Annotated in this window: 12 protein-coding genes; 3 read left to right on the plus strand and 9 right to left on the minus strand. The window is 52.9% G+C overall.

Annotated elements, in window-relative coordinates:
* Positions 1 to 42: 42 nt before the first annotated feature.
* The 8 genes from HND56_01685 to HND56_01720 all read right to left on the minus strand — a co-directional run bounded on the left by HND56_01685 (position 43) and on the right by HND56_01720 (position 8,294).
* Positions 43 to 1,221 (minus strand): cell division protein FtsW, encoded by a 1,179-nt coding sequence (locus HND56_01685; protein ID QKK04474.1) that lies wholly within the window; start codon positions 1,219 to 1,221, stop codon positions 43 to 45.
* Complete coding sequence (gene murD / locus HND56_01690) at positions 1,208 to 2,557, minus strand: UDP-N-acetylmuramoyl-L-alanine--D-glutamate ligase (protein QKK04475.1); 1,350 nt, start codon at positions 2,555 to 2,557, stop codon at positions 1,208 to 1,210. The genes HND56_01685 and murD overlap by 14 nt, the downstream gene beginning before the upstream one ends.
* Positions 2,558 to 2,619: 62 nt before the next feature.
* On the minus strand, positions 2,620 to 3,705 hold the full coding sequence (locus HND56_01695) for a phospho-N-acetylmuramoyl-pentapeptide-transferase (protein ID QKK04476.1): 1,086 nt from the start codon (positions 3,703 to 3,705) through the stop codon (positions 2,620 to 2,622).
* On the minus strand, positions 3,695 to 5,203 hold the full coding sequence (gene murF / locus HND56_01700; GenBank protein QKK04477.1) for a UDP-N-acetylmuramoyl-tripeptide--D-alanyl-D-alanine ligase: 1,509 nt from the start codon (positions 5,201 to 5,203) through the stop codon (positions 3,695 to 3,697). The genes HND56_01695 and murF overlap by 11 nt, the downstream gene beginning before the upstream one ends.
* A 46-nt stretch (positions 5,204 to 5,249) precedes the next feature.
* Positions 5,250 to 6,335 carry a Holliday junction branch migration DNA helicase RuvB gene (gene ruvB, locus HND56_01705; protein ID QKK04478.1) on the minus strand — a complete coding sequence of 362 codons (1,086 nt, stop codon included), beginning with the start codon at positions 6,333 to 6,335 and terminating at the stop codon, positions 5,250 to 5,252.
* A gap of 24 nt (positions 6,336 to 6,359) precedes the next feature.
* Entirely contained in the window at positions 6,360 to 6,989 is a 630-nt protein-coding gene (gene ruvA, locus HND56_01710; GenBank protein ID QKK04479.1) for a Holliday junction branch migration protein RuvA, read from the minus strand.
* Positions 6,986 to 7,489, minus strand: a complete 504-nt coding sequence (gene ruvC, locus HND56_01715) for a crossover junction endodeoxyribonuclease RuvC (protein ID QKK04480.1) — start codon at positions 7,487 to 7,489, stop codon at positions 6,986 to 6,988. The genes ruvA and ruvC overlap by 4 nt, the downstream gene beginning before the upstream one ends.
* Positions 7,490 to 7,535: 46 nt before the next feature.
* Positions 7,536 to 8,294: a YebC/PmpR family DNA-binding transcriptional regulator gene (locus HND56_01720; GenBank protein ID QKK04481.1), complete on the minus strand. Its 759-nt coding sequence runs from the start codon at positions 8,292 to 8,294 to the stop codon at positions 7,536 to 7,538.
* Positions 8,295 to 8,468: 174 nt separating this feature from the next.
* Here HND56_01720 and HND56_01725 point away from each other — a divergent pair, with 174 nt between their 5' ends.
* On the plus strand, positions 8,469 to 9,266 hold the full coding sequence (locus HND56_01725) for a hypothetical protein (GenBank protein QKK04482.1): 798 nt from the start codon (positions 8,469 to 8,471) through the stop codon (positions 9,264 to 9,266).
* A 107-nt stretch (positions 9,267 to 9,373) separates the two neighbouring features.
* Here the strand turns inward: HND56_01725 and HND56_01730 are convergent, their stop codons facing one another.
* Complete coding sequence (locus HND56_01730; GenBank protein QKK04483.1) at positions 9,374 to 10,231, minus strand: parvulin peptidyl-prolyl isomerase; 858 nt, start codon at positions 10,229 to 10,231, stop codon at positions 9,374 to 9,376.
* A gap of 184 nt (positions 10,232 to 10,415) precedes the next feature.
* On the opposite strand from HND56_01730, the gene secA reads away from it, so the two are divergent.
* Together secA and HND56_01740 are read left to right on the plus strand one after the other, a co-directional pair.
* The gene (gene secA / locus HND56_01735; GenBank protein ID QKK06521.1) at positions 10,416 to 13,127 is read left to right on the plus strand and encodes a preprotein translocase subunit SecA; all 2,712 of its coding nucleotides are present in this window, start codon (positions 10,416 to 10,418) and stop codon (positions 13,125 to 13,127) included.
* A gap of 35 nt (positions 13,128 to 13,162) precedes the next feature.
* Positions 13,163 to 15,589, plus strand: a complete 2,427-nt coding sequence (locus HND56_01740; GenBank protein ID QKK04484.1) for an aldehyde dehydrogenase family protein — start codon at positions 13,163 to 13,165, stop codon at positions 15,587 to 15,589.
* Positions 15,590 to 15,622 lie beyond the last annotated feature (33 nt).

A 15,622-nucleotide genomic window follows, 5' to 3' on the forward strand; every position in this document is an offset into this window, starting at 1 on the left:
TATAGTGCCTGTTTTTTTGCAAGAACAGCGAAAAACGCAGCTTTATTTAAAGAAAGGACGCGCTGCGCGAATGGTCGGTGCGGGCAACGGGCGGACAGCGGAAAACATGTCGCGCGTCTGTTCTTTGCGGGTTAGCGCCAAGACAAATCCCATGGCAATTCCTAAAGATAACAGGGAAGAGCCGCCATAAGAAACGAATGGCAGCGTCATGCCCTTGGCAGGGATCAACTGCAGGGATGACCCCATATGAATCAAAGCCTGCGCACCGAATTGCACCAAAATACCGGTCACGGCCAGAATGCGGAAAGTATCGCCGCTTTCCCAGACACGTGCCATGCCGCGGATAACGATGAAGGCAAAAATACCGATCAGCAGCAATGTCAGGATAAGCCCGAATTCTTCCCCGGCGACGGCGAAAATAAAATCGGCATGGGCATCAGGCAGATACAGCTTGATATGACCTTCACCGGGGCCGGTGCCGAATAATCCGCCTTCATGGAAAGAATCCAGTGATTTTTGTACCTGATAATTATCGCCCGCGGCGGGGTTTAAAAAACGGTCAATCCGGCTTTGCACATGCGGAAAAACGAAATAGGCACCGATAATGCCGCCGATCCCCAGAATACCCAGTAAAGCAATCAGCGCGAAAGACAGCCCTGCCAGAAAAATCTGCACACCCCATATCAGGGACAACACGATAGACATACCCAGATCAGGTTGCAGCAGCAGCATAGCAAGCAATACCAGATACACACCGGTGGCGGCCATCATGCCGGGGAAATGCGGATCGGCCTGTTGGCGGGCAATCAGCCATGCGGCAGTTACGGCAAAGGCGGGTTTAATGAATTCGGAAGGCTGCAGGGAGAAGCCGAATAAATGAATCCAGCGCGTTGCGCCTTTGATATCCGATCCGAAAACAAGTGTGCCGATCAATAATACAAAAAAGCCTGCCAGCAGCGCCGATGCCGCGCGCCAGATGTTGCGCATCTGCATCATTGACAGCGCCATCATCATCCCCAGCGCCGGAATCAGGAAAATAATATGCCGGATGACGAAATGGAAAGGCGGCAGTCCGATCCGGTCGGCAACAGCGGGGCTGGCCGCCATCACCAGAATAATCCCTGCGAGAACTAATCCGAAAAGCGCCCCTATTAACCAGCGGTCAACCGTCCACCACCAGCGGCCCAGAATAGATTTATCGGTGCGTTCAATGGACAGCATGGGTTCGCCCCCCCTCTGCTGCGGTAATGCGTTGCGCTAATTGCCGGAAAATATCGCCGCGCTGTTCAAAATTTTTGAACTGGTCGAAACTGGCGCAGGCCGGTGACAGCAGCACATGCGATTTTTCATCCGGCATGGCGGCGGCCATTTGATAGGCTTCATATACGGCGGTGTCCAGCGTTTCGGAATAGTGATAGGGGATTTTGTGTTTTTGCAGATATTCGGCAATGCCGCTGGCGGCTTCCCCGATCAGAAAGACATGGGCGATGTTCCTGCCGTGTTTGGTCAGCAGCGGGTCAAATTCGCTGATTTTTTTGGCGATGCCGCCGGCAATCCAGTAGATATTGCCGTAAGTATCCAATGCAGGTGCGGTGGCATCGGGATTTGTCGCTTTGCTGTCATTGATAAAGACGACATGCCCGACAGAGGCGGCAATTTCCTGACGGTGCGGCAATCCGGGGAATGTTTCCAGCGCGTGGCGGAACTGCGCATCTTTCATATCGGGCAACAAACGGCGGCAGACCGCATAGGCGGCGGCAATGTTCTGCGTGTTATGTTTTCCGGCAAGGCAGGGTAATCCGTCCGTCGGGACAGGAAGGTCGCGGATGATGGCGGTACCAAGTTTTGCCGCCAGTTCTTTGCAGTAATGATCTTCTCCTGTGATGACGGCGAAACGCGCATCATCAAATAATTTTGCTTTGACGGCGGCATAGCCTTCCATACTGCCATGGCGGTCGATATGGTCAGGCGTAATATTCAGTAAAACGGCGATATCAGGGCGGAAACGCGGGCAAAGGTCGATCTGGAAGGAGGATATCTCAATCACATAAGTGCCTTTGCCGTCTTCATATTGCGGCAGATCGAGTGCGTTTTTGCCGATATTTCCCCCGGCAACTGCCGTCATACCCAGCTGGTTTAATATATGGGCGATCAGTGCTGTCGTGGTTGATTTGCCATTGGTGCCGGTAATGGCGACAATCGGATTATGCCCTGTTTGCGCCAATCCGAATAGTTCAATATCTGAAATCAACGGGCAGCCGGCGGCAACGGCAAGGTTGCAAACCGGATGCGGGACAGGAAAATGCAGCGGAATACCGGGTGCCAGAACAACCGCAGACAGGGTTTTATAATCAAATTCCAGCGGATCACTGACCCATTTTGCGCCGGATTTTTCCGTTTCTTCTCGGCGCTCCTGATTGTCATCACCGGCAAAAACTTCGAACCCTGCGGCATGCAGCGCCCTGACAGCGGCAAGGCCGGATGAGCCGATGCCAAAGACCATGATCGGTTTTCCTTGAAAAGACTTTTCTGTCAGAAGACGGCTGAGATCAATCATGAAGCGGCATCGCCCTAAAGAAAAAGAACGGTTGAAACTGGCGGGCGAAGAAAAAGAAGCCCTTACCGTAATTTTAATGTGGCAAGGCCCAGCAATGCAAGAACAATAGCGATAATCCAGAAACGGATAACAACGGTTGTTTCCTGCCACCCCATTTTTTCAAAATGGTGATGAATCGGTGCCATGCGGAAAATACGCTTACCTGTTATTTTGAAAGAGGCAACCTGCAGGATCACGGAAATCGTTTCCATTACGAATAATCCGCCGATAATCGCCAGTACCAGCTCATGCTTTGTCATCACCGCCAGCGCACCGAGTGCGCCGCCGGAAGCCAGTGATCCGGTATCACCCATAAAGACCATGGCGGGCGGGGCGTTATACCACAGGAAACCCAGCCCTGCGCCGATTAATGCGCCGCAGAAAACGGCCAGTTCGCCCGTACCGGGAACGTAATGAATTTGCAGATATTCGGCGAAAACGGCATGGCCTGCCAGATAGGAAATAATCCCGAAACAGCCGAAGGCAATCATCAAAGGCCCGATGGCAAGACCGTCCAGCCCGTCTGTCAGATTAACGGCATTGGCCGTGCCGACAATGACGATGATGGCAAAAGGCAAAAAGAACCAGCCGAGATTCAGCAGAATATCTTTGAAAAACGGAATGGCCAGACCGGTGCTCATCGGTGTGCCGGCAAAATGCATAAAGGCGCATGTTGCGGCAAAAGCGATGGAACCTTCCAGAAACAGGCGCAATTTTCCGGGCAGCCCCAGATGGGTGCGTCCTGTCAGTTTCAGGTAGTCATCGACAAAGCCGATGGCGGCGAAACCGACAAAACATCCCAGCGCAATCCAGATATAAGGGTTCAGCACATTCGCCCATAACAGCGTTGCCACCCCTGCGGCGAGCAGGATCATAATGCCGCCCATGGTCGGCGTGCCTTTTTTCTTGAAATGGGTCTCGGGGCCGTCTTCACGGATCGGCTGGCCTTCCCCCTGTTTTTTCTTCAGCCAGCGGATAATCGCCGGGCCGCTGAGGAAGCTGATAATCAGCGCCGTCATCAAAGCGCCGCCGGTGCGGAAAGTAATATAGCGGAACAGGTTAAAGGCCTGAAAATTATCAGCCTGATCGGCCAGCAGGTTATACAGCATGTTCGCGTGCCTTTTCTATTCCCGTTTCGCAGCTTTTGCTGCCGTCATCGCTTCCGCTGCAGCGTCCGGGAACGTGCAGATCCTGCAGAGCCTGCACGACATAAGCCATGCGGCTGCCCAGAGACCCTTTCACCAGTATCACATCACCGGGGCGTATGATTGCCGTCAGTAATTGCGCCAGCGTTTTGCTGTCTTCGGCATAGCCGCCCTGCCATGCGGGGGGCACGATATTGTAAAGCGCCTCCATCAAGGGGCCGCAGGCAAAAACCAGATCAGTCTTGGCTTTCAGGACGGGATTGACCAGCTCGATATGCAGGCGTGCGCCGTCTGCGCCCAGTTCCAGCATATCGCCGAGTACGGCAATACGGCGGCCCTCTGCTGCGGGGACGGACATTTCCAGTACGCGCAATGCGGCCTGCATTGAAACAGGGCTGGCATTATAGCTTTCATCAATCACGGTGACGGGAATATCGCCGTCACCTAGAAAAACGGGGATGTGATTGCCGCGTCCTTCGACGGGGGTGATATGTTCCAGCGATTTTACGGCTTTCTTCATATCACAGCCCAGCAGTTTTACGACCAGTAAGATAGGCAGGGAGTTCAGAACAAAATGTTTTCCCGGTACGGGCAGGTGATATTTATATTTATCGCCGAGAATTTTAACGGAAACACGGCTGCCATCCGACAACAGCGTACAGTCGCGCAGACGGGAATCCGCGCCGGAGCTTTCTCCGAATGTCACAATATGTTCCACGCCGTAATCTTCTGCGGCTTTTTGCAGGATCGGTGCGTAGGGATTATCGGCGTTCAAAACCGCGATGCCGCCTTTTTCAATACCGTCTTCCATGGCCGAGAAAATTTCGGATTTTGCCCGGGCGATCTCTTCAATCGAATTGAAGTTACCGATATGGGCAGGTTCGATATTGGTAATGACGGCGATGTCGGGCGCAACCATCCGTGCCAGCGCCCCCATTTCTCCGACATGGTTGATCCCCATTTCAATAACGGCGAAATCGGCATCTTTCGGCAGATTTGCCAGCGTTAGCGGCACACCCCAATGATTGTTAAAGCTTTTTTTATTGGCGTGACATTTGCCTTGATCAGACAGGATTGTGGCCAGAAATTCCTTGGTGCTGGTTTTGCCGACCGACCCCGTAATGCCGATAACGCGTGCGATGCTGCGGGCACGGGCGGAGGCTGCCAGATTGACCAGCCCTTCCAGCGTGTCATCAACAATAATGAAATTACCTTCAGGAAAGTTTTTTTCGCCGGTTTCCTGCCACCAGACGCGGCTGACCATGGCGGTGCCGGCACCTTTTTCCAGGACTTCGCCGACAAATTTATGCGCATCGTGATTGGGGCCTTTCAGGGCAATAAAAAGACTGTCCGCCGGAACATCACGGCTGTCATGGATAACCGCGGAAATCTCCGTACGGTCATTGCCTTGCCGTTTTTCGCCTTTGGCAGCGGCGGCCGCCTCGTCAAGTGTCCAGAGCATGGGCTTTTCTTCGCCTGTTTTCTTGTTCTTTTATATTGCGCTCAACTTATATCGCCAAGCCTGTATCGCCGTCAAGGGCGGAAAGCAGATCGCTGTCGCGCGTTTTCGGCGCATCAAGACCCAGATGGCGGTAACCTTTATCAGCAATCACCCGTCCGCGCGGTGTGCGCTGGATAAAACCCTGTTGCAGCAGGAAGGGTTCAATGACTTCCTCGATCACATCACGCTGTTCGGACAGGGCAGCGGAGAGCGTATCGGCGCCGACCGGGCCGCCGCCGTAAAAATCGACGATACACTGCATATAGCGGCGGTCCATACCGTCCAGACCTTCATGATCGACATCCATCTGCGACAATGCGGCATCAGCCTCTTTCTTGCCGATAACGGTTTTACCGCCGCTGCTAACCAGCGCGAAATCACGCACACGGCGGGTCAGGCGTACGGCAATCCGCGGTGTACCGCGACTGCGGCGGGCGATTTCAAACGCGCCGTCTTCGCTGATTTCGGTATCCAGCAGAGCGGCATTGCGCAGGACAATCTGTTTGAGATGTTCCGCACCGTAAAATTCCAGACGCAGCGGAATGCCGAAACGCTCACGCAAGGGGGTGGTTAAAAGGCCGCTGCGTGTTGTGGCGGCAACCAGCGTAAAAGGCGGCAGGTCAATTCTGACCGTGCGGGCGGCAGGGCCTTCACCGATAATCAGGTCAAGATGCCCGTCTTCCATCGCAGGGTAGAGAATTTCTTCAACGGCGGAGCTGAGGCGGTGGATTTCATCAATGAATAACACATCATGCGGCTGCAGATTGGTCAGAATGGCGGCAAGGTCGCCGGATTTGCTGATAACAGGGCCTGCGGTGCCGCGAAAGCCGACGCCAAGCTCGCGGCTGATAATTTGTGCCAATGTGGTTTTCCCCAGACCGGGCGGGCCGGAAAACAGCACATGATCCATCGGTTCACCACGCTGTTTGGCCGCTGCGATAAAGACGTTCAGATTTTTGCGCAAATCATCTTGTCCGATAAATTCGGTCAGGGCGAGTGGGCGGTTGGCCATGCCTTTGGCGCTGTTATTTTCCATCAACCCGTCTTCTGCGGTTTTTTGCGGGCTGATGCTGCGTTCGGGCTGTGTATTCATATGTTTGTCCTGTCTTTTTTTAAATTAGACGGCGATGCTGAGAGATTTCAGCCCGTACCCGATCAGTTCTTCCAATGTGGCTTCTGCGCCAAGCGCGCCGCTTGCCTCGGATACGGCGCGGAAAGCATCGCTGCGTCCGTAACCCAGATTAACCAGAGCGGAAACGGCATCTTGCGCATGAGATGATTTTTGCGCAGGCAACGGACTTCCGGCTTTTGCGGCGGGTGCGGCTTTTGTACCGCCCAGATCAAAATTGGCAACCTTGTCTTTCAATTCGGTGATGATACGTGTTGCCAGTTTCGGGCCGACACCGTCGGCGCGGCTGAAGACGGTTTTATCCTGCGCGGCTATCGCCAGCGGCAGTTGTTCGGGCGGGGAAACGGACAGAATTGCCAGTGCAACACGAGCCCCAACGCCTTGAACGGTGCAAAGCTGTTTGAACCAGTCTTTTTCTTCCTGATCAATAAAACCGTACAGGCTGATATTGTCTTCACGGACATTGGTCTCAATCAGCAATGTGATGAATTCTCCCATACTGCCCAGATGTGACAATGTGCGTGACGAGGCCGAGACCAGATAGCCGACGCCGTTCACATCAATAATCATGTCATTCAGTCCGATATGGGCGATTTTTCCCGAAAGCCGTGCGATCATTTTAAAACTCTTCCTTGCGTGTAAAGGGCAGCGGTGCTGCCGTGATGGGCGTGACAGACGGCAACGGCAAGCGCATCCGCCGCATCCTCCGATTTGATTTCAATACCGGGCAGCAGCGTGCCGATCATCATCTGTACCTGTCCTTTTGCGGCATGGCCTGTGCCGACCAGTGATTTTTTCACCAGATTGGCGGCATATTCCGCGACATCCAATCCGGCCTCTGCCGGGGCAAGGAAACAGGCGCCGCGTGCCATGCCAAGCTTTAAGGTTGAGGCACCGTTCTTATTGACAAAAACTTCTTCAATCGCCGCCTGTTCGGGGGCATGTTCACGGATAACGCGGACAAGCCCTTCGCGGATTGCCAATAGACGCTGAGAGAGCGGCAGTGACGGGGAAGGGGAAATCACGCCATGCGCGATATGGGATAAATGCCCGCTTTGAAAACGGATGATACCCCATCCGGTATGGCGCAGGCCGGGGTCTATGCCGAGAATTCGCATGGCTTCGCTTCCTAAAGATATTATAAGGCGGCCGTTCTTATAATTATTATCCGGCAGCCATCAGTTTTTCCATGATCGCATCATCAATTTCAAAATTTGCGGATACGGATTGCACATCATCGCTGTCTTCCAGCGCATCGATCAGTTTCAGCAGCGTTGCGGCCTGCGCTTCGCTCAGGGAGACGGTATTTTGCGGCAGCCATGTCAGCCCCGCCGATTCCGGCGCACCGAGTTTTTCCTCCAGCGCATCGCGTGCGGCGGCAAAACCGTCGGGCGCGGTGGTGATTTCATAAAATTCGCCGTCATTATCGACATTGGCTGCGCCGGCTTCGACGGCGATTTCAAACATCTGGTCTTCTTCGGCGGCGGCAAGGGGGTAAGTAATCAACCCGACACGGTCAAACATAAAATTCACGGATCCGGTTTCGCCAAGCGCTCCGCCGTTTTTGCTGAAGGCGGTGCGCACTTCGGAGGCGGTACGGTTGCGGTTGTCAGTCAGCGCATCAACGATAATGGCCACGCCGCCCGGCCCGTAGCCTTCATAGCGGATATCTTCGTAATTATTGGCATCGTCGCCGCCGGGGCTGCCGCTTTTAACGGCGCGGGCAATGCGGTCATTGGGCATATTGGCCGATTTTGCCGCAGAAATTGCTGCGCGCAGCCGCGGGTTCATGTCAGGGTCGGGCATACCCAGCTTTGCGGCGACGGTAATTTCCCGCGCCAGTTTATTGAACGCCTTGGCGCGTTTTTTGTCCTGTGCGCCTTTACGGTGCTGAATATTTTTGAATTTGGAATGTCCGGCCATTTTTTTACTTTTTAGAACTTGTTTGAGGGTTTTAATACGCGCCTATCATAGCATTCCTGCGGCAGGACGGGCAAGGCTGAAAATATTCGCATATAGAAGAACGGGAGGGCTTGTATAAAATTTTTGTCTGCGCCATAATGATGAAAGTTAAGAAATAGTTAACGTGAAAATAATATGAGCCTGCGCAGGAAAAATAAAACATCCGTCTTCCGCACCGGTCTCGTCTGCGCTGCGGCGTTGACGGTCTTTTTGGCGGGTGCTCCCGTTTTTGCGGACGGTATGCCGCCCGGCTATACGGAAGAGATGACGCCGCTGGATCGCGCTTTGATGGATATCAACGGTATTGAGCCGGATGGCGATAATACGCCGGTGCCGCTGACGCCGCAGGAGAAGAAAGTCGAACCCGTACAGGCAACGCCGCCTGCGCCGGAAGCCGATGCAACAGCTGAAAAAGCACCTGTCCCACAAACCGCCGCGCCGGAAAACCGGATCGTGCAGGTACAGGAAGGCACGTCCTTCTTTGGCCTTAGCCTGGGTGTTTATGATGCCTTTACCAATGGTCAATTGGCGGGCGCGTTTAATTTTGAATTCCAGCCCGGTGTACGCATTATCGGTAAATTGCAGCCAATCTTCGGTGCGATGCTGGCCTCCAACGGTGCGATGTTCGGTTATGCCGGTGTCGGTCTGCCGCTGGATATGACGGAAAAAATCTTCTTTATGCCGTCGCTGGCTGTCGGTGCCTATAAAGACGGCGCAGGCGTTGATCTGAAAAAGACGATTGCCTACCGCCTTGGCGCGGAGATCGGTACGAAACTGGCCAATGGCGCGCGGCTTAGCCTTGATGCGCACATGATTACCAATGGCAGATCGTTGAATCACAACGACCGCACTGAATTCATCGGCATCAAATACACGATGCCGCTCCAAAATTTCGGCAAGAAGAAAAAGCAAAAGCTGGAACGCCCTTATTAATCGTTCACTCTGTGACGCGTAGCTGATTGTCTTTGAAGAATATTCCGCAGATGTAAAAAAACGCCCCCGTTTTGCGAGGGCGTTTTTCAATAGCTGTGCTGCGCTGTTTAGTTCAGCGGCTCACCGTCAAAGGTGAAGCGTTTGATCTCAGCGGTTTTGCGCAGATTTTGCACATATTGTTCCAGCACTTTCTGGCCCAGCTTGCCTTTGATCTGGTCGGCAACGTCTTCCAGTTTCGGTGCGGCGCGTTTGCGCAGATCTTCGGCCTTTACGATATGCCAGCCGAATTGTGTTTTAATCGGCTCTTTTGAATAAGCGCCTTTTTTTAGGGCAAATGCGGCTGTGCTGAATTCGGGAACCATTTCCTCTTTGGTGAAGTAACCCAGATCGCCGCCATTGGCTGCGCCGGGGTCTTTGGAATGTTCTTTTGCCAGCTCTGCAAAATCGCCGCCGGCATCCAGCTGTTTGATCAGCTCGACAGCCTTATCCTTGGATTCAACCAGAATATGACGGGCATGCATTTCCATTTTATCGCCCAGCTCTTTTTTCAGCTTGGCATATTCGGCTTTCACCTCTTTGTCGCTGACGCCTGACTTCACCTTGCGCTCAAGATAAACCGCTTTCAGAATCTGGTCATGGGCGCTGGCCAGACGTTCTTTCACTTCGGGGTCGTTATCCAGTTTCGCTTTTGATACTTCCGCTTTCAGCAGGCGGTCTGTAATCATCTGGTCAATCAGCATCGGGAAAATCTGCTCAGCTGAAACCGGCATATTCGGCGGCAGGTCTTTCATAATATGCATGACGTCGCTGCGCTTGATTTCGTCACCATTGACGATGGCAACAGTCGGGTTTTCTTTGCCGGCATCCGCTTTTTCGGCGGAGGCGTGATGGGCGGTAAAAGCAAGGCCCAGAACCGCAACGGAAAAAATGGCGGCAAAGGTAAAGCGTTTGATACGTGCTGACATAAGACTTCTCCTTAAAAATTCTTGTCTTTATGGGATTAATGCAGACATTAATGGCAGGGTTTTACGGCAATTGCAAGGGAGAATTTTGCGCGATAATGAGAGAGTAAATGCTTGTAACGCGCGGCTTGGAGGTGTATAAAACACAGATATACAGGATGATGATGATATGAGGAAGTTTATCGATATGTTTGGCGCACTCGCTTACAAAATTTTCGGCAGCAGTAATGACCGCGCTTTGCGCAGCTTGCACAAGCCCGTGGATCAGATCAACAGCCTTGAACCCGAGATGGAAAAACTCTCGGATGAGGAACTGAAAGCCCAGACGGCAAAGCTGAAGAAAAAGCTGGAAGACGGCGCAACGCTGGATGATATTCTGCCGGAAGCTTTTGCAACGGTGCGCGAGGCCGCGAAGCGCGCGATTAATCACCGCCCCTTTGATGTCCAGTTGATGGGCGGTATCGTTCTGCACCAGGGTAAGATCGCCGAGATGCGCACGGGTGAGGGTAAAACCCTTGTGGCCACGCTTCCCTCTTATCTGCACGCGCTGACCGGAAAAGGCGCGCATGTCGTGACCGTGAATGATTATCTGGCACATCGTGATGCGGATTGGATGCGCCCGGTTTTTGCTGCGCTGGATATGACGGTCGGCTCCATTGTTGCCAATCTCTCTGACGCCGAGCGCCGTGCGGCTTATAATTGCGACATCACTTACGGAACCAATAACGAATTCGGCTTTGATTATCTGCGCGATAATATGAAGATGCGTCTGGAAGATATGGTGCAGCGCGAATTTAATTTCGCCCTTGTCGATGAGGTCGACTCGATCCTGATTGATGAGGCGCGGACGCCGCTGATTATTTCCGGTGCGGTCGAAGATGTCGCAGAGCTATATATTGCGGTGGATAAAATTATCCCGCATATGGTGAAAGAAGATTACGAGATTGATGAAAAAGTCAAAAACCTGACCATGACCGAACAGGGGATCGATCATGTGGAAGAGCTGCTGCGCGATGCGGGGCTATTGACCGATGGTAATCTGTATGACCCGCAGAATGTCAGCCTTGTTCACCATGTGAATCAGGCATTGCGTGCGCATAAGCTGTTCAACCATGATGACCATTATATTGTGAAAGACGGCGAAGTTGTGCTGATCGATGAATTCACAGGCCGCATGATGGATGGCCGCCGCCTGTCCGAAGGTCTGCATCAGGCGATTGAAGCCAAGGAAGGCGTGCATGTTCAGAATGAGAATCAGGTTCTGGCCTCCATTACCTTCCAGAATTATTTCCGCCTTTATCCGACCCTGTCCGGTATGACCGGTACGGCTATGACCGAGGCGGCGGAATTTGAAGATATTTACGGGCTGCAAGTCGTCGACATCCCGACCAATCTGCCGCAGGTGCGTATCGATCACCATGACGAGATTTACCGTACGGCGGAAGAAAAATACGAAGCCATCGTAGAGGTGATTGCTGATTGTTACGACCGCCGACAGCCTGTTCTGGTTGGTACGACCTCAATCGAGCGCTCGGAATTCCTGTCAAAAACACTGAAAAAGGCCAAAATACCGCATAATGTCCTGAATGCCCGCTATCACGAACAGGAGGCGCATATTATCTCCAAAGCCGGTGAGCCGGGCGCCGTCACGATTGCCACCAATATGGCCGGTCGCGGAACGGATATTAAACTGGGCGGCAATTTTGATATGCGCTGCGAAGATGAAATTCCGGAAGATGCGGATGATCTGAAGCGCAAGAAAATCAAAGACAAAATCCGCGCGGAAATTGACGAGGCGGCAATCCGCGTCAAGGAACAGGGCGGCTTATATGTGGTCGGTACTGAGCGGCATGAATCCCGCCGGATTGATAACCAGCTCCGCGGACGTTCCGGCCGTCAGGGTGACCCCGGTGCCAGTAAATTCTTTATCTCGCTGGAAGATGATCTGATGCGGATTTTCGGCTCCGAACGTATGGATGTTTTTCTGCGCAAAATGGGCTTGCCGCACGGGCAGCCGATTGTACATCCGCTGATTAATAAATCGCTGGAACGCGCACAGAAAAAAGTCGAGGCACAGCATTACGATATCCGTAAAAACCTGCTGAAATTCGATAATGTGATGAATGACCAGCGTAAAGTCATTTACGAACAGCGCAAGGAAGTCATGTCATCGGATGATGTTTCCGATATCGTGCGCGATATGCGGCATGAACTGATCGAAGATCTTGTTGCGACACATATGCCGCCGGGAACTTATGCCGAACATTGGAATGTCGAGACGCTAAAACATGAAGCACTTCGTCTGCTGGGGCTGGATGAACCGCTGGAGGAATGGGCAAAGGAAGAAGGGATTGCACAGGAAGAAATTCTTGAAAAGCTGACCGACCATTCCGACAAACGTATGGCGGAAAAAGCGGCCAGCTTTACGCCTCCGGTGATGCGTATGGTGGAAAAAAGCGTCTTGCTGCAATTGCTGGATCAAAGCTGGCGCGACCATTTGCAAAATCTGGAACATCTGCGTCAGGGAATTTTCCTGCGCGCCTATGGCCAGAAAGACCCGCTGAACGAATATAAATCCGAAGCCTTTGCGATGTTCGAGGAAATGCTCGACCATATGCGTGAGAATGTTACGATGGCGTTGAGTCTGATCGAGGCCGGTCCGGAATCGCGTATTCCGCCGATGCCGTCCAGCGGTACGATCCGCACGATGGAAGGCCGCGGCGAGGGCTTGATGCCGGAACAGGGAAGAAACGACAGTGACGGCGATGCGGCAGGCACTTACGTGAAGCCCGAATTTGATGCGAATGACCCGACAACATGGGAAGATACCCCGCGTAACGCGCCTTGTCCTTGCGGCAGCAAGCTGAAATACAAACATTGCCACGGCAAGAAAAAGTAATTTTTTAAGAGACATATTTTAAAAAGGAGCAGAACATGACCGCAAGTACAAATTCCACGGCGACGATCAAGGAAATCTACGAGACGATGGAATACGGCCCTGCTCCTGAAAGTGCGGATCATGCTATGGCATGGCTTGCCGATCACAAACAGAAATTCGGCCATTATATTGACGGGAAATGGGTTCTGCCGAAAGACGGAAAATTCATGAAAACCGTCAATCCCGCCACCGGTGAAAAACTGGCGGATGTGCTGGACGGTACAGCAAAAGATGTTGATACGGCTGTGAAAGCTGCGCGTAAAGCTTTACCGGCATGGCAGGCGCTGTCTCCTTTCCGCCGCGCCAAACATCTTTACGCCTTGGCACGTCTGCTGCAAAAACATGCACGGTTATTCGCTGTTGTTGAAACGCTGGATAACGGCAAGCCGATCCGCGAAACACGTGATATTGATGTGCCGCTGGCGGCGCGTCACTTCTATTACCATGCCGGTTGGGCGCAGCTGTTGGAGACGGAGTTTCCGGGCTATGAGGCGCATGGTGTTGTCGGTCAGATCATTCCGTGGAATTTCCCGCTGCTGATGCTGGCATGGAAAATCGCCCCTGCATTGGCGGCCGGAAATACGGTTGTTTTGAAACCGGCGGAGTTTACGCCGCTGTCAGCAGCACTGTTTGCAGAAATCTGTATTGAAGCAGGACTTCCCGATGGTGTCGTGAACATCGTTCAGGGCGCAGGAAAAACCGGCGCGGCGCTGGTTGCGCATGACGGTGTGGATAAAATCGCTTTCACCGGCTCGACGGAAGTCGGCCGCATTATCCGTGCTGCAACTGCCGGAACGGGGAAAGCCCTGACACTGGAACTGGGCGGGAAATCTCCGATGATTGTTTTTGATGATGCCGATCTGGACAGTGCGGTTGAAGGCGTTGTTGACGGTATCTGGTTCAATCAAGGCGAAGTTTGCTGTGCCGGTTCACGTTTGCTGGTGCAGGAAGGCGTTGCCGAAAAAATGCATAAAAAACTTGCGGCACGGATGGAGAATTTCCGCGTTGGCAACCCGCTTGATAAATCCATTGATATGGGTGCGGTGGTTGATAAAACACAATACGACAATATTACGGCCATGATTAAACAGGGCGTAAAAGAAGGCGCAACACTGATGCAGCCGTCTTGCGCGATGCCGAAAAACGGCTGGTTCGTACCGCCGACCGTATTGGCGAATGTGTCGCCTTCGGCAACCGTTGCGGAAAAAGAGATTTTTGGCCCCGTCCTGTCCACAATGACATTCCGTACACCGGAAGAAGCCGTCGCATTGGCCAATAATACGCGTTACGGTCTGGCGGCAGGTATCTGGAGCGAGAATATTAATCTGGCGCTGGATCTTGCTCCGAAACTGAAGGCGGGCGTGGTCTGGCTCAATTCCGCCAATCTGTTTGATGCGGCTTGCGGTTTTGGCGGCTACCGCGAATCCGGTTTCGGGCGCGAAGGCGGACGTGAAGGCATGTATGCTTACCTCAAGAAAAGCGTTGTCAAAAAACTGAAACCCTATGCCGCTTCCGAGGGTAAGGGGATTACCAAAAAACGCGGTTTGAAACCGGCGGCATCCGCCAGCGGCTTTATTGACCAGACGCCGAAATTCTTTATCGGCGGCAAGCAGACGCGCCCTGACGGTAATTACAATCTGTCGGTTCTGTCACCGGCAGGGGAATTTGTCGGTCAGGTTGGTGAAGGTAACCGCAAAGATATTCGTAATGCGGTTGAGGCCGCGCGCAAAGCGGAAGGCTGGAGCAAGGCCGCGCATCATCTTCGTGCGCAGATTTTGTATTTCATTGCTGAAAATCTGGAGCGCCGCAAATCAGAATTTGCAGCCCGTATCATGTCCATGACGGGCGCAAGTAAAGCAAAAGCGACGGAAGAGGTCGAATTGTCTTTACAGCGTCTGTTCACCTATGGCGCATGGTGCGATAAATATGAAGGCACGGTACATACGCCGCCGCTGCGCACGGTGTCCGTTGCGATGAAAGAGCCGGTCGGCATTATGGGCGTGATCTGCCCTGATGAAGCGCCGCTTTTGGGCTTTATTTCATTGATTGCTCCGGCGATTGCGATGGGGAACCGCGTGATTGTACTCCCCTCCGAACAACATCCGCTTGCGGCGGTTGATTTCTATCAGGTGCTGGAAACCTCCGATTTGCCCGCAGGTGTTGTCAATATTGTCACTGGATGGCGTCAGGAACTGACAAAAACGCTGGCGGAACATGACAATGTTGATGCGCTGTGGTATTTCGGCCCTGATATGACAGGATCGGCCTTTGTTGAAAAATCATCCGTGACCAATCTGAAACGGACATGGTGTGCGGACGGTCTGAAGCGTGACTGGTTCAACGCCGATCAGGCGGAAGGCGAAGAATTCCTGCGCCATGCAACGGAAGTCAAAAATATCTGGGTTCCTTACGGGGAAGCGTAAGAGCGGCGAAACATAAAGAAAAAGTGTAGAGTT

The sequence above is a fragment of the Pseudomonadota bacterium genome, from assembly GCA_013285465.1.
In the GTDB taxonomy this organism is placed as follows: domain Bacteria; phylum Pseudomonadota; class Alphaproteobacteria; order Micavibrionales; family CSBR16-224; genus CSBR16-224.

Excerpts from the sequence above, each read along its gene's own strand:
- HND56_01720 (QKK04481.1), bottom strand. The coding sequence starts at position 8,294 with ATGGCCGGACATTCCAAATTCAAAAATATTCAGCACCGTAAAGGCGCA.
- murD (QKK04475.1), bottom strand. The coding sequence starts at position 2,557 with ATGATTGATCTCAGCCGTCTTCTGACAGAAAAGTCTTTTCAAGGAAAA.
- murF (QKK04477.1), bottom strand. The coding sequence starts at position 5,203 with ATGCTCTGGACACTTGACGAGGCGGCCGCCGCTGCCAAAGGCGAAAAA.
- HND56_01695 (QKK04476.1), bottom strand. The coding sequence starts at position 3,705 with ATGCTGTATAACCTGCTGGCCGATCAGGCTGATAATTTTCAGGCCTTT.
- HND56_01725 (QKK04482.1), top strand. The coding sequence starts at position 8,469 with ATGAGCCTGCGCAGGAAAAATAAAACATCCGTCTTCCGCACCGGTCTC.
- ruvB (QKK04478.1), bottom strand. The coding sequence starts at position 6,335 with ATGAATACACAGCCCGAACGCAGCATCAGCCCGCAAAAAACCGCAGAA.
- secA (QKK06521.1), top strand. The coding sequence starts at position 10,416 with ATGTTTGGCGCACTCGCTTACAAAATTTTCGGCAGCAGTAATGACCGC.
- HND56_01740 (QKK04484.1), top strand. The coding sequence starts at position 13,163 with ATGACCGCAAGTACAAATTCCACGGCGACGATCAAGGAAATCTACGAG.
- HND56_01730 (QKK04483.1), bottom strand. The coding sequence starts at position 10,231 with ATGTCAGCACGTATCAAACGCTTTACCTTTGCCGCCATTTTTTCCGTT.
- ruvA (QKK04479.1), bottom strand. The coding sequence starts at position 6,989 with ATGATCGCACGGCTTTCGGGAAAAATCGCCCATATCGGACTGAATGAC.
- ruvC (QKK04480.1), bottom strand. The coding sequence starts at position 7,489 with ATGCGAATTCTCGGCATAGACCCCGGCCTGCGCCATACCGGATGGGGT.
- HND56_01685 (QKK04474.1), bottom strand. The coding sequence starts at position 1,221 with ATGCTGTCCATTGAACGCACCGATAAATCTATTCTGGGCCGCTGGTGG.